This is a genomic window from Serratia sp. TSA_130.1 (assembly GCF_052691795.1).
On sequence record NZ_JBQZFS010000002.1, the window covers coordinates 508,531 to 527,680 of the forward strand.

The window sequence follows — 19,150 nt, forward strand, 5'->3', positions numbered from 1 at the left end:
CCCACGTTATAAGCATGAAGAAAAAGTCATAACCGCCCTGATTCCCCTGCCCGCCGCATCCGGCTATGATGCTCCGAAACCCAAAATAGACGTCCAGACAGAAAGACTGCTATAACAGACCTTCACCGGGATCGTTTCCCTGCTTTTTTGGAGCCTATAATAATGAAAAACCTCAAGACTTCGCTGCTCGCCCTCAGTCTGTTGTCCGCCCTGCCGCTGCAGGCGGCGGAAAACGCCACCGTACCCGCCGCCATCGCTCAGCATCAGGGGCCGGTGCGCATCGCGGTGATCCGCAACCTCGGATCCGACGACAACACCACGCAATTTTTGGCGGGCGCCATTCAGGAAGGGCGCAAGCTGGGCTTTAAGGTGGATACCTTCCTCAGCAATGGCGACGACGCGCGCTTCCAGGACTTCGTCAATCAGGCTATCAGCCAGAAATATGACGGCATCATTCTCTCGCAGGGGCGAGCCCCCTATTCCACCGACCTGGTCAAGCGCATCGCGGCGGCCGGCATCGCCGTCGCGGCTTTCGATACCGACGTCAGCGGCAGCGTTCCCGGCGTCACCGTCTCGCAGCAGGACGACGCTTCACTGGCCAATGCCTCCTTCGGCCAACTGGTGAAGGATTTCAACGGCCAGGCCAATATTGTCAAACTGTGGGTGGCCGGCTTCCCGCCGATGGAACGCCGTCAGGCCGCTTATCAGCAGTTGCTGAAACAGCATCCGGGCATTCATGAGCTGGAATCGATCGGCGCGGTCTCATCCGACGTGCAGGGCGATACCGCCAATAAGGTGGGCGCGGTGCTGGCGAAATACCCGAAAGGCAAGATCGACGCCATCTGGGGCACGTGGGACGCCTTTACCCAAGGGGCTTACAAGGCGTTGAAAGAGAACGGCCGCACCGAAATCAAGCTGTACAGCATCGATATCTCCAATCAGGATTTACAGCTGATGCGCGAGGCCGGCAGCCCGTGGCAGGTCAGCGTGGCGGTGGATCCGAAGCTGATCGGCGCGGTCAACCTGCGCCTGGTGGCCAACAAGATCGCCGGGGAAAGCACGCCGGACAACTATCAGTTCAAAGCGGCGATCATTCCGCAGGCGCTGCTGCTGGCGCAACCGGGGCCGGTCAACGTCGCCGGCCTGGCGAAGATCATCCCCGGCTGGGGCAGCAGCAGCGATTTCGTTCAGCCGTGGTTCGCCACGCTGCAGGCCGAACACGGTAAATAATGCTGTTTTTCACGAGGCTGCCGACGCAGCCTCTGTTTTTCAGATAAATATCGGCAGCCCCCTTCCGTCCCCGCCAAAATGCGCTATGTTATCTGCATCGCCCAATAACTGTATGCATAAACAGGTTTCAAATGAAGGGATTCCCCTCGCTGATCAACGTACTGCTGGCCAGTTCGCTGGTGTTGACCATCGGCCGCGGCGTCACGCTGCCGTTCATCACCATCTACCTCACCGAGCACTTCCAGCTGTTGCCGAAAAGCGTGGGCGTGATCCTGGGCGTCAGCCTCACCCTCGGCATCATCGCCAGCCTGTACGGCGGCTATCTGGTGGACAAATTCAGCAAAAACCGCCTGATCCTGCTGTCGATTTTATTGTTCGCGCTGAGTTTCTTCGCCATTCCCTGGATCCCGCGTCCCGGCGGCGTGATCGTGGTGCTGGCGATCCTGCATACCTGTTATTCGGTGCTGAGCATCACCATTAAGGCCTGTTTCGCCGACTGGCTGCCGGTCGAGCAGCGCATCAAGGCTTTCTCAATCAACTACACGCTGGTCAACGTCGGCTGGGCGATCGGCTCTGCGCTCGGCGTTCTGGTGGCCGGGCTAAGTCCGCTGCTGCCGTTCTACCTGTCAGGCGGCCTGGCGCTGGCGACGGTGACGGCGCTGAGCCTGCGCTTGCGCGGTGGTGAACAGCGCCCGGCACCCAGCGCCGCCGCACCGGCCGCGCTGGCCAACTTCCGTCAAACGCTGGCCATCTTGCGAAGCGATCGACGGCTGATCTACTTCACCCTCGGCAGCACGCTGGGCGCGGTGGTGTTCGGTCAGTTCACAGGCTATCTGTCGCAGTACCTGATCACCGTCTCCAGCGCCGAGTTCGCCTACAAAATCATCGGGTTGGTGATGATCGTCAACGCCGGTATCGTCATCGCCCTGCAATACCTGCTCAGCCGCGGCATGCGCCAGGAGAATATGCTGCGCTGGTTGGCGCTGGGCACGCTGTTTTTCATCGTCGGGCTGCTCGGTTTTATGGTGGCCGGCCAGGCGGTCTGGCTATGGCTGGCGGCGATGGCGGTGTTTACCTTAGGCGAGATCATCGTTATCCCGGTGGAATACATGTTCATCGACTTTATCGCGCCGCCGCACCTGAAAGGCAGCTACTATGGCGTACAGAACCTCAGCGCATTGGGCGGCGCCATCAACCCGGTGCTGTGCGGGGTCATGCTCAGCTACGCCGCGCCGCCGCTGATGTTCGTGATGCTGATCGTCGCCGCGCTGCTCAGCCTGCTGTTTTTCTTCCTCGGCCATCGTTTGGCTGAACGTTCTGCGGCAACGGCCGAAGACGCGCGCTGACCCTGCCTGCAACTCTCAAAGCAGGATGTCAACCCGCCGATCGCGCATGGCAGGCATAGCGAGAATTCATAGTGCGATCTGTGGCGTGGCTCACAGTTTAATTGTATGATGAATGCGTCAGTTAAACGGGAAAAGACAATGGCCAACGTGCTCACACTGTGCTGGAAATACCTCAGGGCCCTGCTCCTCATCTACCTGTGTCTGTTCGTCGGCAACGCAGTGGCGGCGCTGCTGCCTTTCGCCATTCCCGGCAGCATCATCGGCATGCTCTTGCTGTTCGCGCTGCTCTCCACCCAGATCCTGCCGGCCAAATGGGTTAAACCCGGCTGTCATTTGCTGATCCGCTACATGGTGCTGCTGTTCGTGCCGATCGGCGTCGGCGTGATGAAATATTACGACCAGATCGTCGCGCATCTGGGCCCGCTGGTCATTTCTTGCCTGATCAGCACGCTGATGGTGCTGGTGGTGGTCGGCTATACCTCACACTATTTTCACCGCGAGCGCCGCATTGCCGGCAAGCCCGACGACACGGAGGGCAACTCATGATCCACGAAATCTGGTGGTCGCTGCCGCTGACGCTGGCGGTCTATTTCGCCGCGCGCTGGCTGGCGCGCAAGTTGAACATGCCGCTGCTCAATCCGCTGCTAGTGTCCATGGCGGTGATCATCCCGCTGCTGCTGCTCAGCGGCATTTCCTATGAGCGCTACTTCCAGGGCAGCAGGATCCTCAACGATCTGCTGCAGCCGGCGGTCGTCGCGCTGGCCTTCCCGCTGTATGAGCAGTTGCACCAAATCCGCGCACGCTGGAAGTCAATTATCACGGTGTGCTTCATCGGCAGCCTGACCGCCATGATCAGCGGCGGCGCCATCGCCCTGTGGTTGGGCGCCACGCCGGAAATCGCCGCCTCTATCTTGCCGAAATCGGTCACTACACCGATCGCGATGGCCGTCGCGGACTCGCTCGGCGGCATTCCGGCGATCAGCGCGGTTTGCGTTATTTTCGTCGGCATCCTCGGCGCTGTGTTCGGCCACACGCTGTTCAACCTGTTGAAAATCACGACCCCCTCGGCGCGTGGCCTGGCGATGGGCACGGCTTCCCACGCGCTGGGCACCGCGCGCTGCGCGGAGATGGACTATCAGGAGGGCGCCTTCGGCTCGCTGGCGCTGGTGATCTGCGGCATCATCACCTCGCTGCTGGCGCCGTTTGTGTTTCCGGTGCTGTTGCATCTGTTCGGTTGATCAGGATGAAACTTGCGATACATCTCGCATTTACGCCTTTTATTACATTGATTTCATCATTTAAGAGATATTGATCACACTTTAATGTCTCTGGCCTGCCTAGAATGTGATCCCGTTAACCTGTAGAGAGACCTTCCATGCATCCGCGTTTTCACACCGCTTTCAGCGCACTGCCCGCGACACTGCAATCCGCCCTGCAGCCCTATCTGGACGCGTCCGACTTTCCGGCGATGTTCACGGCCGAGCAAGCGGCGGCGATCCGCTCAGGTTGCGGGTTGGACGATGACGCGCTGGCATTCGCGCTGCTGCCGCTGGCGGCGGCCTGCTCGTTAACCCCGATATCGCATTTCCACGTCGGCGCCATCGCGCGCGGGCAAAGCGGCAATCTCTATTTCGGCGCCAATATGGAATTCAGCGGCGCGCCGCTGCAGCAATCCGTACATGCGGAACAAAGCGCAGTGACTCACGCCTGGCTGCGCGGCGAAAAAGCGCTGGCCTCGATCACCGTCAACTATACGCCGTGCGGCCACTGCCGCCAGTTTATGAATGAGCTGAACAGCGGCGGCGCGCTGCAAATCCGTTTACCTGGCCGCGCGCCGGCCACGCTGGCGGACTATCTGCCGGACGCCTTCGGCCCGAAAGATCTGGATGTCGCTTCACTGCTGATGGACGAGGTCAATCACGGGCATCAACTGCCGCTGAACGATGCGCTGACGCAAGCGGCGCTGGCGGCGGCCAACCGGAGCCACGCGCCGTACAGCAACGCCCACAGCGGCGTGGCGCTGGAAACGGCAGACGGCAATATCTACGCCGGCCGCTATGCGGAAAACGCCGCTTTTAACCCGAGCCTGCCGCCGCTGCAGGCCGCGCTGATCCTGCTGAACCTCTCCGGCGGCGACTGCCGAGCTATCCGTCGCGCCGTCCTGGCCGAGCCGCAGGACGCGAGCATCAGCCAATGGGACGCCACCCGCGTCACCCTGGCGGCGCTGGGTTGCCAAAACGTCAGCCGCGCCGCCTTCTAAGCGCACGACGGCGGGGCCATCCGGTTCCGCCGTTAACAGCACCGCCCGCCAAATACAATGCCCCGACGCCGCCAGAGACACTTTCTTTAGTTAAAAAATCATTTGATTGTCGATAATTACGCCAACCTGGTTCATCATCGGGCAACAAATGCTGTACATCTTCTCTTTATCTTTTAGGATCGTCGGCAATACAGTTATCTGATACGTGAAGAGTAAAACTGATGGAACTAGAATACGAAAGCAAACGCCCGCTCTACATCCCTTACGCCGGCCCGATTCTGCTGGAATTTCCGCTGCTGAACAAAGGCAGCGCTTTCACCGAGGAAGAACGTAGCCACTTCAACCTGCACGGCCTGCTGCCGGAAGCGGTGGAGACCATCGAAGAACAGGTGGAACGCGCCTACCGTCAGTATCAGGATTTCAAGAACGATAACGATAAGCACATCTACCTGCGCAACATCCAGGACACCAACGAAACCCTGTTCTATCGCCTGCTGGACTCGCACCTGAGCGAGATGATGCCAATCATCTACACCCCGACCGTCGGCGAGGCCTGTGAGCACTTCTCCGATATCTACCGCCGCGCGCGCGGGCTGTTCATCTCCTACCCGAACCGCGATCGCATCGATGACATGCTGCAAAACGCCACCAAGCAGAACGTCAAGGTGATCGTGGTGACCGACGGCGAACGCATTCTCGGCCTGGGCGACCAGGGCATCGGCGGCATGGGCATTCCCATCGGCAAGCTGTCGCTGTATACCGCCTGCGGCGGCATCAGCCCGGCCTATACCCTGCCGGTAGTGTTGGACGTCGGCACCAACAACCCGCAGCGCCTCAACGATCCGCTGTACATGGGCTGGCGCCATCCGCGCATCTCCGGCGAGGAATACCACGCCTTCGTCGAAGAGTTTATTCAGGCGGTCAAACGCCGCTGGCCGAACGTGCTGCTGCAGTTCGAAGACTTCGCGCAGAACAACGCCACCCCGCTGCTGAACCGCTACCGCGACGAGATCTGCTGCTTTAACGACGACATCCAGGGCACCGCCGCGGTCACCCTCGGCAGCCTGATCGCCGCCAGCCGCGCCGCCGGCAGCCAGCTGCGCGATCAGACCGTCACCTTCCTCGGCGCCGGTTCCGCCGGCTGCGGCATCGCCGAGCAGATCATCGCGCAGATGAAGTCCGAGGGGTTGAGCGAAGACGAAGCGCGCGCCCGCGTATTCATGGTTGACCGTTTCGGCCTGCTGACCGACAAACTGCCGAACCTGCTCGACTTCCAGAGCAAGCTGGTGCAGAAGAGCGACAACCTGGCCGGTTGGGAAACCGCCAGCGACGCCATCTCGCTGCTGGACGTGGTGCGCAACGCCAAGCCGACCATTCTGATCGGCGTTTCCGGCCAGCCGGGGCTGTTTACCGAAGAGCTGATCCGCGAGATGCACAAGCACTGCGAACGCCCTATCGTGATGCCGCTGTCCAACCCAACCTCGCGCGTGGAAGCCCGTCCGGAAGACATCATCAACTGGACCGACGGCGCCGCCCTGGTCGCGACCGGCAGCCCGTTTGCGCCGGTAAGCTACAAAGAGCAGCTGTACCCGATCGCCCAGTGCAACAACTCCTACATCTTCCCGGGCATCGGTTTGGGCGTGCTGGCCTCCGGCGCCACCCGCGTCACCGACGCCATGCTGATGGCCGCCAGCCGCGCGCTGGCGGATTGTTCGCCGCTGGCGACCGACGGCCACGGCGCGCTGCTGCCGAATATCGACGATATTCAGGGCGTATCCAAGTGCATCGCCATGGAAGTGGGCAAAGCGGCGCAGCTGCAGGGTGTGGCGATCGTCACCTCCGAAGACGCACTGTCGAAAGCCATCGAGCACAACTTCTGGCGGCCGCAGTACCGCAGCTATAAGCGCACCTCGTTCTGATTGACGCGCTGAAATGACCCAGCCCGGCTCCGCCGGGCTTTTTTGTGCGGCAAAACCGTCGAAAAATGCGGCGACGCGCGTGCTTCAGGCGGTTCGCGTCTTGCGTCGGTCGGTCAGGTAAAGTAGCCTTGATCCATCTTTTTCAGCCCGGCGCGCGTAAGGCAACAACATGTGGAAACGCCTGATAATCAGCCTGTTCATCATCATTGCGGTGTTGATGGGCTCGGCTATTGCGCTCGATCGCTGGATCAGCTGGAAAACCGCGCCTTACGTCTACGACGAACTGCAGGAATTGCCGCATCGCCAGGTCGGCGTAGTGCTCGGCACCGCCAAGTATTATCGCACCGGCGTGATCAACCAGTATTACCGTTACCGCATTCAGGGAGCGATCAACGCCTATAACAGCGGCAAGGTGAAATACCTGCTGCTGAGCGGCGACAATGCCCAGCAAAGCTATAACGAACCGATGACCATGCGCCGCGATCTGATCGCCGCCGGCGTGGCGCCGAGCGATATCGTGCTGGATTACGCCGGCTTCCGCACCCTGGATTCCATCGTGCGCACCCGCAAGGTGTTCGACACCAACGATTTCATCATCATCACCCAGCGCTTCCACTGCGAGCGCGCGCTGTTTATCGCCCTGCACATGGGCATTCAGGCGCAGTGTTACGCGGTGCCGTCGCCGAAGGACATGATGACGGTGCGCGCCCGCGAGATCTTCGCCCGTCTGGGCGCGCTGACCGATCTGTACATCCTCAAGCGCGAGCCGCGCTTCCTCGGCCCGCTGATCCCGATCTCCGCCATGCACACCGTGCCGGAAGACGCCCAGGGTTATCCCGCCGTCTCGCCGGAACAGTTGGTGGAGCTGGAGCACAAGCTGAAAGAAGAGAAGCAGAAAGCCAAACAGCCTTGACGCGGCAAACGCCCAAAAAAGCCGGAAAAATAGGCCTAATGCCGGTCACTTAAGCCTGACTGGTATTTTTTATCCAGTCTCTTTACGTGACGTGCAGGATGAATTGCCGTAAATCCCCCGAATTTCTCTGTTACTACAATGAACGGCAATTGGAGGGGCCGAAGGCGCGGCCCCTCCACCCGCGCCCTTGCTTAACACCGTCTGTCCGCTGTGCGGAAATTACTCGGCCCACCCTGGGCCTCGCCCCTTCGGGGCCGCTGCAAGCAGCGTTCAAATCTGCTCCCGGCAGATTTGTCCTCGCCGCGTCTGCATTGTCGGGCGGGTCGGCTGCGACAAATGTCCCTGTTAGTCTCGCCTCAACCGGCCTTCCCTGGCCGGTTGCCCCTGACTATGCCGTCTTGCTCGGCAGCCGGTGATGCGCGCCTAAGGTCAACACCCGAGCTGGCAGCTACCGGGCAACCTGTCCCTTATGAGGTTATGACAGAGAAGCGAAATCGGAGATGAGCACGGTATTGGACGCCCTTGAAGACGCCGAACGCAGGCATAGTGCATTAGGAGAAACCGCCATGGACGGCGGTTTCAGGTGAGACAGGCAGGGACGCCTGTCGCAACCGGCCTCAATGCGGTATGGCGGAGAGAGGACAAATCTGCCTGGAGCAGATTTGAACGCTGCTTGCAGCGGCCCCGAAGGGGCGAAGCCCAGGGATGGGCTGAGTAACGTTGGCAAAGCCAACCGTCTGATAGGGCAAAGGCGCGGGTTGCCAGGGGCCGCGCCTTCGGCCCCTGGCTCGGTCGAGGTGCTGGAGCCTCATGATGCACCTCTCATTTATCGACCGAAAACGACTCGAGTACTTCAAAAAAACGCTAACTGACCAGCATTAGGCAATAGGCCGGCCTTGTCGTCTGTGCTGCGGTAAATCTACTTCTTCTTGGCGTATTTCAACGAGTCCAGCGCCACAGCGAAGATGATGATGCTGCCCTTGATGATGTACTGCCAGTACGGGTTGATGCCGATATAGGTCAGGCCGTAGTTGATGACGGTAAAGATGATCACCCCGGTCACCACACCCCACACCGTACCCACCCCGCCGGCAAACGAGACGCCCCCCACCACGCAGGCGGCGATGGCGTCCAGCTCATACATAAAGCCGAGGTTGTTGGTGGCGCTGCCGATGCGCCCCGCTTCCAGCAAGCCGCCGAAGGCATAGAACACGCCGGACAGCGCATAGATCATGATCAGGTTCAGCGGCACATTGACGCCGGAGACCTTGGCCGCTTCCGGGTTGCCGCCGATGGCGAAGATGTTCTTGCCGAAGCGGGTCTTGGTCCACAGGATCCAGACAAATATGATGGCGAGCAGCGCATAGAAGGTGATGTACGACAGCTTGAAGTCGCCGAAGCGCAAGAAGCCTTGGGCAAAGGTGGAGAACTTCGGATCGAAGCCCGCGACCGGCGACGCGCCGACCGAATCGTAATACAGCGAGTTGATGCCGTAGACGATGATCATGGTGCCCAACGTGGTGATGAACGGCGTCACGTTGAGGTAGGCGATAATCAGGCCGTTAACCAGACCGATCACCGCACCGACCGCACACACCAGCAGGATGACCACGGGAATCGACCAGGTTTCCATGTGCGGGAACACTTTGTTGACGTTATCCATCGACTGCAGCAGCGTGGCCGCCACCACCGCCGCCAGCCCCACCTGCCGCCCGGCGGACAGGTCGGTGCCCTGGGTAACGATCAATCCCGCCACGCCCAGCGCGATGATGATGCGCACCGAAGACTGCGTCAGGATATTGCTCAGGTTCATCAGGCTGAGGAAAGTGGGGTCCTGAATGATGATGATGGCCAACAGCACCAGCAACACCACGTAAATGCCGCCTTCCTTGAAATAGGTAAATAAGGTTTTTTTATTTAGCGCGTTCATAATTCGAATCCTTAAAGGTGCAGGGAGGCGAGACGTAAGATTTCATTCTGCGAGGTCTGCTTGGTATTAACGATGCCCGCAACCTGGCCGTTGCTCATCACCAAAATGCGGTCGGTGATCCCCAAAAGCTCCGGCATTTCGGACGAGACGATAATGATCCCCTTGCCCTTCTTCGCCAGCTCGGTCATCAGCTGATAGATCTCGAACTTGGCGCCCACGTCGATGCCGCGCGTCGGTTCATCCAGCATCAGGATCTCCGGCTGCGTCAGCAGCCAACGGCCGATGATCACCTTTTGCTGATTGCCGCCGGACAGCGAGCCGATATGGGTGTGATGCCCCGGCGTTTTCACCCGCATGGCGTCGATCACCCACTGGGTGTCGCTCTTCATCCGCGCGTTGTCCAGCAGGCCGAGCTTGTTTTTATAATTGCGGATGTTGGAGATCAGCGAGTTGAAACCCACGTCGAGGTAGGCGTAAATCCCGGTGGATCGGCGCTCTTCGGTCACCAGCGCGAAACCGTGGTTAATCGCTTCGTTGGCGCTGTGGTTGTCGATCGCCTTGCCGTGCAGCTTGATAGTGCCCGCCACCTTCTCGCGAATGCCGAACAGCGTCTCGACGATGTCGGTGCGCTTGGCGCCCACCAGCCCGGCGATGCCGAGGATCTCGCCCTGGTGCAGATCGAAGGACACATCGCGGATCGAAGGCTGGCGCAGCGACGTCAGGTTCTTCACCTCAAGGATCACCTCACCCGGCGTGTTCTGCCTGTCGGGGAAACGCTGGCTCAGCGAGCGGCCGACCATCATGGCGATGATCTTGTCCATATCCAGCCCTTCCAGCGGCTGGGTGGCGATCCACTGGCCGTCGCGCAGCACCGTTATCTCGTCGCACAGCTGGAAGATCTCTTCCATCTTGTGCGAGATATAGACGATGCCGCAGCCGCGCTCTTTCAGCTTGCGGATGATGGTGAACAGGTGATTGACCTCTTTCTCCGTCAACGAAGAGGTCGGTTCGTCCATGATGACGATCTTGGCGTCATAGGAAAACGCTTTGGCGATCTCGATCATCTGCATCTGCGACACCGACAGGTTGCCCACCTTTTCGCGCGGGTTGATGTCGATATCCAGCTCGTCGAAGATCGCCTGAGTGTCTTTGAACATCTTGTCCTGATCGACGAACAGGCCTTTGGTCGGGTAGCGTCCCAGCCACATGTTGTCCATCACGGTGCGCTGCAGCACCAGGTTCAGCTCCTGATGCACCATGGAAACGCCGTGCTCCAGCGCTTCCTTCGAGCTCTTGAAGTCGATTTCCCGGCCCTGAAATACAATGCTGCCGCTGTCTTTTTTGTAAATGCCGAACAGGCATTTCAACAACGTCGATTTCCCCGCGCCGTTCTCTCCCATCAGGGCGTGAATGGAGTGCGGACGGACGCGTAAATTGACATTGTCCAAGGCTTTGACGCCGGGAAATGACTTACAAATATCCGTCATTTCCAGCAAAAATTCGCGTGAGCTATCGGCCATAAATACACCTGGCTTAACGATCTTGCAGTCGTAAACATCCCCGCCGGCGGTATCCCTGGTGTTGGCGCCGCAGGCGGGGTCTTAGCGGGATCTCAATTCTTATTTAATGAACTGAGACAGGTTGTCTTTATCTACGCCGACGTAAGGGATACGCACGACTTTATTTTCGATTTTATATTGGGTGCCTTCGGTGGCCGGTTTGCCCGCCGCCAGGTTTTTCGCCAGCTCGAAGGTGGCCTTCGCCTGATTGTCGGCGTCATTCAGCACCGTGCCCGCCATCGCACCGGATTTCACCAGCGCCAGCGCTTCAGGCAGCGCATCCACGCCGAACACCGGAATACTGGTCTTGTTGTGCGCTTTCAGCGCTTCCACCGCGCCCATCGCCATGGCGTCGTTGTTGGCGATCACCACTTCGATCTTGTTGGCGTTCGGGCCGGAGAGCCAGGCGTCCATCTTGTCTTTCGCCTGCGCGGTATCCCACATCGCGGTATCCAACTGCAGCTGTTGGGTCTTGATGCCTTTCTCGTTCAGCGTTTTCACCACGTAGGTGGTGCGCGCTTCGGCATCCGGGTGGCCCGGCTCGCCCTTCAGCAGCACGAATTGGATCTGGCCGTCTTTGTTCAGATCCCAGGCCGGATTGGCTTTCCAGTGTTTGGCGATCAGTTCGCCCTGGATCACGCCGGACTCTTTGGAATCGGTGCCGACGTAATACGCCTTGTCATAGCTGTCCAGCGCTTTGCGGGAAGGTTCTTTGTTGTAGAACACCACCGGGATATCGTTTGCGCGCGCCTTATCGATAACCACCGGCGCCGCGGCCGGGTCGACCAGGTTGATCGCCAGCGCTTTCACGCCCTTGGCCAGCAGCACGTCGATCTGATCGTTCTGTTTGGACTGATCGTTCTGCGAGTCATTCATCAACAGGGTAACGTCCGGTGAAGCCTTGGCGTCTTTCTCGATCGCTTTGCGCACCACCGACATGAAGTTATCGTCGTATTTGTAAATCGTGACGCCAATACGGGTATCAGCATGGGCTGCGGCGCCAAACATCATGGCAGCGGCCATGGCGGCCAGGGTGAAAACCTTCTTATTCATTGTCAATCTCCGGTTCTGTGTAGGGTATTACTCGTCTTTGAGCCAATGGTCACCGGCAGTGCGCGCACCCCAGGCCAGGCGATTTCCACTCAACACCTGTCGTCCGTGGATCTTGTTATTTCCGAGAAATGCTGTGTCAGCGCGAGATAAACGGTTACAGCGGCAAGGGCCTTTGCGCCTGAAAACGCCTAGAGCATAGACGGCGTGATGTTAATATTCTGTGAATTTTCTCACAGATTGAAAACGGTTACACAAGATTAAATCGTCAGAGAGTGACCGTCGCCTCACTTTGCCAGGGGGCGACAGAATGGCGCCGCACCAGCGTCGGCATGAACAGATGGCTCGCCTGCGGCTCCGCCAGGCCTGCTGCGCCCTGTAATGCCAGCTCGGTCGCCAACGTGGCCATCGAAACGATCGGGTAACGCACCGTGGTGAGTTTGGGGCTGGTGTAGCGCGCGATGGGAATGTCGTCGAAGCCGATCAGCGAGAAATGCTGCGGCACCGTGATACCGTTTTCTTTCAGCACCGCCATGGCGCCGGCGGCCATGGCGTCGTTGTAGGCAAACACCGCGCTCAGCTGTAAGTTGCGCCCCAGCAGCTCGACCATCGCCGCCTCGCCGCCCTGCAGATCCGGCGAACCGTACGCGCGCCAGCTGTCGGGCGTCGCCAGCCCGGCGGCGGCCATCGCCTGCGCATAGCCTTGCTGACGCAGCGGCCCGTCTTCGATCGGGTGATTGGAGCCCAGATAACCGATGCGCCGATGGCCCTGCGAGAGCAGAAGACGCATCGCCATGTCAGCGCCACTGACGTTGTCCAGCCCAACGCAGCGCGGCTCATAGCCGGGGATAATCCGATTGATCAGCACCATGCCCGGCACCTGATCCAGAAAGCCGATCAGCTCGGCGTCGCTCAGGGCTTTGGCGTGGACAATCAGGGCATTGCAGCGCTGACGGATCAGCACTTCGATCGCATGGCGCTCTTTGTCCGCCTGATGATAACTGTTGCCGATCAGCAGATACTTGTGGTGTTTCTGCGCCACCGTGTCTACCGCTTTCACCAGCGCGCCGAAGAACGGATCGGACACGTCCATCACCACCACGCCCAGCGTATCGCTGCTTTGGGTCGCCAGCGCCTGTGCATTGGCGTTGGGGCGGTAGCCCAGTTCCGCCACCGCCTGCAGCACCTGTTCGCGCGTCTCTTTGCTGGTCAGCGCGCTGTGATTGAGCACGCGAGACACGGTCGCCACGGAGACGCCGGCGCGTTTCGCCACGTCGCGAATAGTGATCGGATGAACTGGAGGCATGCGGGATCCTGAAATCGGGGTAGTGGCCGGTGGCGCTATCCTACCCCGATTGACCCGCAGCGCTGCGTGAATTACGTCACAGGAAAGAAAACGTTTACATACATTTTTTTAACCTGCCGATGGGCGCTCACTTCAGCGCTTTGGATTCCGTTTCACCGGCGGCCATCTGCGTCAATTTGCGCCACAGCCATTCCATCGGCCCCTGTTCGAAGTAACGCAGCCACAGTGCGGAAAAGACCAGGTTGACCAACCAGACCAGCGGCACAAACGCCAACAGCTGAAGCCGGTCGAACTGCTCATAGAGGCCAAAGCGATAAAACAGCGTAGTGCAGATCAGCGTTTGCAACAGGTAGTTACTCAGCGCCATGCGCCCCACCTGGCTCAGCCAGTGGGCGATGCGCAGGCGCGACAGCGCGGGCCAGAAACCGTAACACAGCGCCAGATAGCCCAGCGCCTGCAGCGGCGCGCCCAGCTCGCGCGGCACCTGCAGCAGGAAACCGCTCCAGCGATAGTCCCAGTGCACCTGCCATTGCAGCGCCACCGCCGGCAGTTGGATCAGCACGGACAGCGGCAATAGCCACGCCGCCTGCCGCAGGTAATAGCCGGAGGAATAGCTGCCGCGCAGCCAGCCGCTGCGCATTAGCCCGGCGCCGAACAGCATCAGCCCCGCCAGCTCCCAGCCATACTGCGCGCCGATGGCCAGCAGGCTGGACGAGAGCAGATCGGCGCGGCTGCGCCAGGCTTCGAAACCGCCCTGCAGCTTCCAGAACTTCTCGTACTGCAACTCCGCCACGCCCGGCTGCCAGAAGCTGCCCGGTTCACCGTGCGAGACAAAACCGAGCAGCAGCAGCACCGCCACGCCGATCAGGTAGAGCACCACGCCGGTTTTCAGCAGTTGGAATGTGTCTTTGGCTTCGCGGATCATGCGCCAGCACACCAGGCCGATCAGCCCGTAGGCCAGCAGAATATCGCCGTCCCACAGGAAGATGGCGTGCGCGAGGCCGAACAGCACCAGCCACGACAGCCGCGCGCGGATCCAGCTTTTGCCGCGCCGCAGCAGCATTTGCAGCCCGGCGCCGAACAGCAGCGCGAACATCGCCAGGAACTTGGCCTGGGCGAAGAGATCCAGCAGCACCCAGGTCCAGGCGTCGCGCGATGACGGCATCCCCAGATAGGCCGGATTGAGGTAGGCGGCCTTCGGCAAGCCGAAGGCGCTGATGTTCAGCAATAAGATGCCGAGGATGGCGATGCCGCGCACGCAGTCCAGCGTGGCGATGCGCGGCAGAGGATGACTGTTCATTTTTTATCGCTGTCTTCCGCTCATGAAAAAGGCGCCCGCAGGCGCCTGTTGTCGTTTTGCGAGTCGCCCCGCAACGCCATCACCCCTGGTGATGGCGCACCGCGCGCAGGAACTCCTGGCGGGTATTTTGGCTGGACTTGAACAGCCCCCCCAACGAGGTGGTGGTGGTGGCGCTGGTCGCGTCGCGAATGCCGCGCGCTTTGACACAATAATGGACTGCATCGATCGATACCGCCACGTTATTGGTGCCGAGCAGGGTCTGCAGCGCAACCAGGATCTGCTGGGTCAGGCGCTCTTGCACCTGCGGACGCTGGGAGAAGAACTGCACAATGCGGTTGATCTTCGACAGACCGATCACCGAGTCTTTCGGGATATAGGCCACGGTGGCCTTGCCGTCGATGGTGACGAAGTGGTGTTCACAGGTGCTGGTCAGCGTGATATCGCGCACCGTCACCATCTCATCCACCTTCATTTTGTTCTCAATGACGGTGATTTTCGGGAAGTTGGCGTAGTCCAGACCGGAGAAGATCTCGTCGACATACATTTTGGCGATGCGATGCGGCGTTTCCGCCAGGCTGTCGTCAGACAGATCGAGATTCAGCAGCTGCATGATTTCGGTCATGTGCTCTTTGATGCGACGCTTGCGCGTTTCGCGATCCAGCACTTCCCCGCGCAGCGGTGTCTCCAGACCACGCTCTTCCAGTGCCGCATGCACCAGCGCGGCTTCTTTACTTAATGATGTCATGTATTTGTTCTCCTGCGGACGGAACCCGCCGGCGGCCTGATAGGGCGTGCGGCCGGCGAATTGCTTGCTCTCGTGACGGCAGAGTTTTCGTGGTGGATAACGTGAACCCGGTCAAGATTTTGCCCCCACTGTAGATGAGAGCGCGGCGATTATCCAGTGATAGTGCTTCATCCAGAGGTGAAATCTTCGCATTTAGCACAATCAGGCCGGCTGCGGGTCTCCACGCTTTTTGTATGGATTTTAATCACCGAGTCGCCGTTTTTTGCGCCAACCGCCGCGCCGGGGTATTTACCGCCAGCCCTCCAGCCACCAACAGCGCTATCACCGCCACATACAGCGCCGGTTCCAACCGATGGGTCAAGGCGGTCGACAGCGCCGACAGCATCGGCCCAACCAGCTGGCCGATCGCATAACCGGTGGTCAGCAATCCGGCCATGTAACGCGCATGGCGCGGCGCCAGTTCACGGCCGTGCTGAAGGGCGAGCTGCACCACACAGAGGAAACCGCCGCCGGTCAGCAACGCCCCGAGCGCCAGGCCGGCCACGCCCGGCACCACTTCGGCGCTCAGTACGCCGAGCGCCTGTACCCACAGCGTGATCGCCAACCGGGTTTGGGTAGTCAGCCGATGGCGGGTCACAATGCCGATAACGATCCCCAGCACCGCCGCGCCGCCGAACACCGGCCAGACGAACTGTGCGAACAGGCTGTCGGGAAAACGCGCCGCCGCCATCTGCGACAAGAAGGTCGCCGGCAGGATATAGCCGAAGCCGGCCAGGCTGTAGCTCCACACCAGACGCTTGAGCGCCGGCGTCAGCAGCAGCGGCTCCGGGGCCACGTCCGGGCGATGCAGCTCGCCGCTGCGCGGCAGAAAGGCGCTAATCCCCCCGACCAGCACCAGCGCCAGCCCGCCATACACCAGCCAGGCCTGCGCCGCCGTCAGCCCCAGCGCGTTGATGCCCACCGCCAGCATGCCGCTGAGGAAGATGCCGGCGCCCGGCCCGGCGAACACCGCCGCGCTCAGCGCCGGCCGGCCGTAGTGCGCCAACCGCTCGTTGGTCCAGGCCGCCACCAGCACCATCGCCCAGCCGCTGGCCCAGCCGATGACGAAGCGCAGCGCGCCGTGGATCCATTCATCCTGCGCCAACGCCGACAGCAGCGTCAGCGCCATCGCACCCCATACGCCCAGCCACAGGCGCCGCTCGACGTGGCGCGTGGCGCGCATCGCGTCGTAGGCGCCGCACAGGTATCCCAAATAGTTGATCGCCGCCACCAGCCCAGCGCCGGTCAGGCTGAACTGGTGGTCAGCGATCATCAGCGGCACCTGAGGGGTGAAAGCGAAGCGGCCAATGCCCATCGCCACGATCAGCGCGGCAAACCCGCTCAAGGCAATACGTAAAGCCATACCGGTATCCAAAAGGTTAAAAGAAAGTTGCCAGTATCATGCCGCAGTATTAAACTCACAAAAACTGAATAATAGTTATCAAGTTCATCACGAAACGAGAATATTATGGATCTGACTCAGCTTCGCATGTTCTGCTGCGTAGCGGAAACCGGCTCGGTCGCCCGCGCCGCCGAGCAGCTGCACCGCGTGCCGTCGAATCTGACCACCCGGCTGCGCCAGCTCGAGCAGGAGCTGGGCGCCGATCTGTTTATCCGCGAAAAACAGCGCCTGCGCCTGTCGCCGATGGGCCATAACTTTCTGTGCTACGCCAATCGCATCCTGGCGCTGAGCGACGAGGCGATGAGCATCACCCATGCCGGCGAACCGGCGGGCAACTTTGCTCTCGGCTCGATGGAGAGCACCGCCGCCACCCGCCTGCCCTCGCTGCTGGCAGCTTACCACCAGCGTTTCTCGCAGGTGTCTCTGTCGCTGACTACCGGCACCTCCGGCGAAATCGCCGATCGGGTGCGCGCCGGCACGCTGGCGGCAGCGCTGGTCGACGGCCCGGTGCCCTATGACGAGCTAAACGGCTGCATCGCCTATCCTGAACATATGGTGGTGATCTCCTGTCTCGATCACGCGCCGATCCACAGCGCCAAAGACGCCAACGGCGAAACGCTGTTCGCCTTTCGCGCCAGCTGTTCCTACCGCCTGCGGCTGGAGGCCTGGTTCAAGCGCGAAGGCGCGCGGCCGGGGCAGATCATGGAGATCCAGTCCTATCACGCCATGCTGGCCTGCGTCGCCAGCGGCGCCGGGCTGGCGATGATCCCGCATTCGGTGCTCAGCCTGCTGCCGGGCCATGAGCGGGTTCGGGTTCACACCCTGCCGCCGGACGTGGCCGACACCGCCACCTGGCTGCTGTGGCGCCGCGACGCGTTCGGGCCGAACGTGCGCGCGCTGAAAGAATTGATTATTGAACAGACGGAAACCGCCGCTGTTGATGAAAGCACCCCCAACGATTTATCAGACGTTGTCGATATCGCCTGATTTAAAAAGAAAACCACTGAGGAGACTATGATGGAGATGATCAAAACCCGCGCCGCCGTTGCCTGGGGCCCGAACCAGCCGCTGAAGATCGAAGAAGTCGAGCTGATGCCACCGCAAAAAGGCGAAGTGCTGGTGCGGATCGTCGCCACCGGCGTTTGTCACACCGACGCCTACACCCTGTCCGGCAAAGATCCGGAAGGCGTGTTCCCGGCGATCCTCGGCCACGAGGGCGGCGGCGTGGTGGAAGCGGTCGGTGAAGGCGTCACCAGCGTGGCGGTCGGCGATCACGTGATCCCGCTCTACACCCCGGAGTGCGGCGAGTGCAAATTCTGTAAATCCGGCAAGACCAACCTGTGCCAGGCGATCCGCGCCACCCAGGGCAAAGGCCTGATGCCGGACGGCACCACCCGCTTCTTCAAGGACGGCAAGCCGATCTTCCACTACATGGGCACCTCCACCTTCTCCGAATACACCGTGGTGCCGGAAATTTCACTGGCGAAAATCAACAAGGAAGCGCCGCTGGAGGAAGTGTGCCTGCTGGGCTGCGGCGTCACTACCGGCATGGGCGCGGTGATGAACACCGCCAAAGTGCAACCGGGCGACACCGTGGCGATCTTCGGCCTGGGCGGCATCGGCCTGTCGGCGATCATCGGCGCGCAGATGGCCGGCGCGGGCCGCATCATCGGCATCGACATCAACACCAGCAAGTTCGATCTGGCGCGCAAGCTGGGCGCTACCGATCTGATCAACCCGAAAGACTATGACAAACCGATTCAGGAGGTGATCGTCGAGCTGACCGACGGCGGCGTCGACTTTTCCTTCGAGTGCATCGGCAACGTCAACGTGATGCGTTCCGCGCTGGAGTGCTGCCACAAGGGCTGGGGTGAATCGGTGATCATCGGCGTCGCGGGCGCCGGCGAAGAGATCTCGACCCGGCCGTTCCAGCTGGTCACCGGCCGCGTCTGGCGCGGTTCGGCATTCGGCGGCGTCAAGGGCCGTTCGCAGCTGCCGGGCATCGTCGAGCGCTATCTGGACGGCGAATTCGCGCTGAACGACTTTATCACCCACACCATGGGGCTGGAGCAGATCAACGAAGCGTTCGATTTGATGCACGAAGGCAAATCGATCCGTTCCGTCATCCACTTCGACAAATAAGCCAGGAGG

At 60.6% G+C, this 19,150-nt stretch carries 16 protein-coding genes; 9 read left to right on the top strand and 7 right to left on the bottom strand.

Annotation, left to right across the window (positions count from 1 at the left end; all coding sequences use genetic code 11):
• The first annotated feature begins 162 nt into the window (after positions 1–162).
• The 7 genes from ACUTQY_RS09080 (at position 163) to sanA (ending at position 7,668) form a co-directional block, all read left to right on the top strand.
• The gene (locus tag ACUTQY_RS09080) at positions 163–1,230 is read left to right on the top strand and encodes a sugar ABC transporter substrate-binding protein (protein WP_033642450.1); all 1,068 of its coding nucleotides are present in this window, start codon (positions 163–165) and stop codon (positions 1,228–1,230) included.
• Between the two features lie 131 nt (positions 1,231–1,361).
• The gene (locus ACUTQY_RS09085; RefSeq protein WP_033650599.1) at positions 1,362–2,576 is read left to right on the top strand and encodes an MFS transporter; all 1,215 of its coding nucleotides are present in this window, start codon (positions 1,362–1,364) and stop codon (positions 2,574–2,576) included.
• A 138-nt stretch (positions 2,577–2,714) separates the two neighbouring features.
• Positions 2,715–3,122 (top strand): CidA/LrgA family protein, encoded by a 408-nt coding sequence (locus ACUTQY_RS09090; RefSeq protein ID WP_033642448.1) that lies wholly within the window; start codon positions 2,715–2,717, stop codon positions 3,120–3,122.
• Positions 3,119–3,814, top strand: coding sequence for a CidB/LrgB family autolysis modulator (locus tag ACUTQY_RS09095; protein ID WP_033642447.1), 696 nt, complete (start codon positions 3,119–3,121; stop codon positions 3,812–3,814). The genes ACUTQY_RS09090 and ACUTQY_RS09095 overlap by 4 nt, the downstream gene beginning before the upstream one ends.
• 137 nt (positions 3,815–3,951) lie before the next feature.
• On the top strand, positions 3,952–4,836 hold the full coding sequence (cdd, locus tag ACUTQY_RS09100) for a cytidine deaminase (protein WP_033642446.1): 885 nt from the start codon (positions 3,952–3,954) through the stop codon (positions 4,834–4,836).
• Positions 4,837–5,057: 221 nt separating this feature from the next.
• Positions 5,058–6,755 carry an NAD-dependent malic enzyme gene (locus ACUTQY_RS09105; RefSeq protein WP_004938945.1) on the top strand — a complete coding sequence of 566 codons (1,698 nt, stop codon included), beginning with the start codon at positions 5,058–5,060 and terminating at the stop codon, positions 6,753–6,755.
• A gap of 169 nt (positions 6,756–6,924) precedes the next feature.
• Entirely contained in the window at positions 6,925–7,668 is a 744-nt protein-coding gene (sanA, locus tag ACUTQY_RS09110; RefSeq protein ID WP_004938948.1) for an outer membrane permeability protein SanA, read from the top strand.
• A 919-nt stretch (positions 7,669–8,587) separates the two neighbouring features.
• Here sanA and mglC read toward each other — a convergent pair.
• From mglC to ACUTQY_RS09145, 7 genes are all read right to left on the bottom strand, one after another.
• Positions 8,588–9,598 carry a galactose/methyl galactoside ABC transporter permease MglC gene (gene mglC / locus ACUTQY_RS09115; protein WP_046686705.1) on the bottom strand — a complete coding sequence of 337 codons (1,011 nt, stop codon included), beginning with the start codon at positions 9,596–9,598 and terminating at the stop codon, positions 8,588–8,590.
• 11 nt (positions 9,599–9,609) lie between these two features.
• Positions 9,610–11,118, bottom strand: a complete 1,509-nt coding sequence (mglA, locus tag ACUTQY_RS09120) for a galactose/methyl galactoside ABC transporter ATP-binding protein MglA (RefSeq protein WP_004938959.1) — start codon at positions 11,116–11,118, stop codon at positions 9,610–9,612.
• A 99-nt stretch (positions 11,119–11,217) separates the two neighbouring features.
• Positions 11,218–12,210 carry a galactose/glucose ABC transporter substrate-binding protein MglB gene (mglB, locus tag ACUTQY_RS09125; protein WP_033650594.1) on the bottom strand — a complete coding sequence of 331 codons (993 nt, stop codon included), beginning with the start codon at positions 12,208–12,210 and terminating at the stop codon, positions 11,218–11,220.
• A 265-nt stretch (positions 12,211–12,475) separates the two neighbouring features.
• Complete coding sequence (galS, locus tag ACUTQY_RS09130; RefSeq protein ID WP_046686704.1) at positions 12,476–13,513, bottom strand: HTH-type transcriptional regulator GalS; 1,038 nt, start codon at positions 13,511–13,513, stop codon at positions 12,476–12,478.
• A gap of 127 nt (positions 13,514–13,640) precedes the next feature.
• Positions 13,641–14,813, bottom strand: coding sequence for a DUF418 domain-containing protein YeiB (yeiB, locus tag ACUTQY_RS09135; protein WP_046686703.1), 1,173 nt, complete (start codon positions 14,811–14,813; stop codon positions 13,641–13,643).
• 79 nt (positions 14,814–14,892) lie between these two features.
• Positions 14,893–15,558 (bottom strand): GTP cyclohydrolase I FolE, encoded by a 666-nt coding sequence (folE, locus tag ACUTQY_RS09140; RefSeq protein ID WP_004938969.1) that lies wholly within the window; start codon positions 15,556–15,558, stop codon positions 14,893–14,895.
• Positions 15,559–15,802: 244 nt separating this feature from the next.
• On the bottom strand, positions 15,803–16,960 hold the full coding sequence (locus ACUTQY_RS09145) for a YbfB/YjiJ family MFS transporter (RefSeq protein WP_046686702.1): 1,158 nt from the start codon (positions 16,958–16,960) through the stop codon (positions 15,803–15,805).
• Between the two features lie 105 nt (positions 16,961–17,065).
• Between ACUTQY_RS09145 and ptrR the strand changes: the two genes are divergently transcribed.
• Together ptrR and ACUTQY_RS09155 are read left to right on the top strand one after the other, a co-directional pair.
• Complete coding sequence (ptrR, locus tag ACUTQY_RS09150) at positions 17,066–17,986, top strand: putrescine utilization regulator PtrR (protein WP_016928453.1); 921 nt, start codon at positions 17,066–17,068, stop codon at positions 17,984–17,986.
• A gap of 30 nt (positions 17,987–18,016) precedes the next feature.
• Positions 18,017–19,141 (top strand): S-(hydroxymethyl)glutathione dehydrogenase/class III alcohol dehydrogenase, encoded by a 1,125-nt coding sequence (locus ACUTQY_RS09155; RefSeq protein ID WP_016928454.1) that lies wholly within the window; start codon positions 18,017–18,019, stop codon positions 19,139–19,141.
• Positions 19,142–19,150 lie beyond the last annotated feature (9 nt).

Coding starts and splice junctions, on each gene's coding strand:
- ACUTQY_RS09080 (WP_033642450.1), top strand. CDS start 163: ATGAAAAACCTCAAGACTTCGCTGCTCGCCCTCAGTCTGTTGTCCGCC.
- ACUTQY_RS09085 (WP_033650599.1), top strand. CDS start 1,362: ATGAAGGGATTCCCCTCGCTGATCAACGTACTGCTGGCCAGTTCGCTG.
- ACUTQY_RS09090 (WP_033642448.1), top strand. CDS start 2,715: ATGGCCAACGTGCTCACACTGTGCTGGAAATACCTCAGGGCCCTGCTC.
- ACUTQY_RS09095 (WP_033642447.1), top strand. CDS start 3,119: ATGATCCACGAAATCTGGTGGTCGCTGCCGCTGACGCTGGCGGTCTAT.
- cdd (WP_033642446.1), top strand. CDS start 3,952: ATGCATCCGCGTTTTCACACCGCTTTCAGCGCACTGCCCGCGACACTG.
- ACUTQY_RS09105 (WP_004938945.1), top strand. CDS start 5,058: ATGGAACTAGAATACGAAAGCAAACGCCCGCTCTACATCCCTTACGCC.
- sanA (WP_004938948.1), top strand. CDS start 6,925: ATGTGGAAACGCCTGATAATCAGCCTGTTCATCATCATTGCGGTGTTG.
- mglC (WP_046686705.1), bottom strand. CDS start 9,598: ATGAACGCGCTAAATAAAAAAACCTTATTTACCTATTTCAAGGAAGGC.
- mglA (WP_004938959.1), bottom strand. CDS start 11,118: ATGGCCGATAGCTCACGCGAATTTTTGCTGGAAATGACGGATATTTGT.
- mglB (WP_033650594.1), bottom strand. CDS start 12,210: ATGAATAAGAAGGTTTTCACCCTGGCCGCCATGGCCGCTGCCATGATG.
- galS (WP_046686704.1), bottom strand. CDS start 13,513: ATGCCTCCAGTTCATCCGATCACTATTCGCGACGTGGCGAAACGCGCC.
- yeiB (WP_046686703.1), bottom strand. CDS start 14,813: ATGAACAGTCATCCTCTGCCGCGCATCGCCACGCTGGACTGCGTGCGC.
- folE (WP_004938969.1), bottom strand. CDS start 15,558: ATGACATCATTAAGTAAAGAAGCCGCGCTGGTGCATGCGGCACTGGAA.
- ACUTQY_RS09145 (WP_046686702.1), bottom strand. CDS start 16,960: ATGGCTTTACGTATTGCCTTGAGCGGGTTTGCCGCGCTGATCGTGGCG.
- ptrR (WP_016928453.1), top strand. CDS start 17,066: ATGGATCTGACTCAGCTTCGCATGTTCTGCTGCGTAGCGGAAACCGGC.
- ACUTQY_RS09155 (WP_016928454.1), top strand. CDS start 18,017: ATGGAGATGATCAAAACCCGCGCCGCCGTTGCCTGGGGCCCGAACCAG.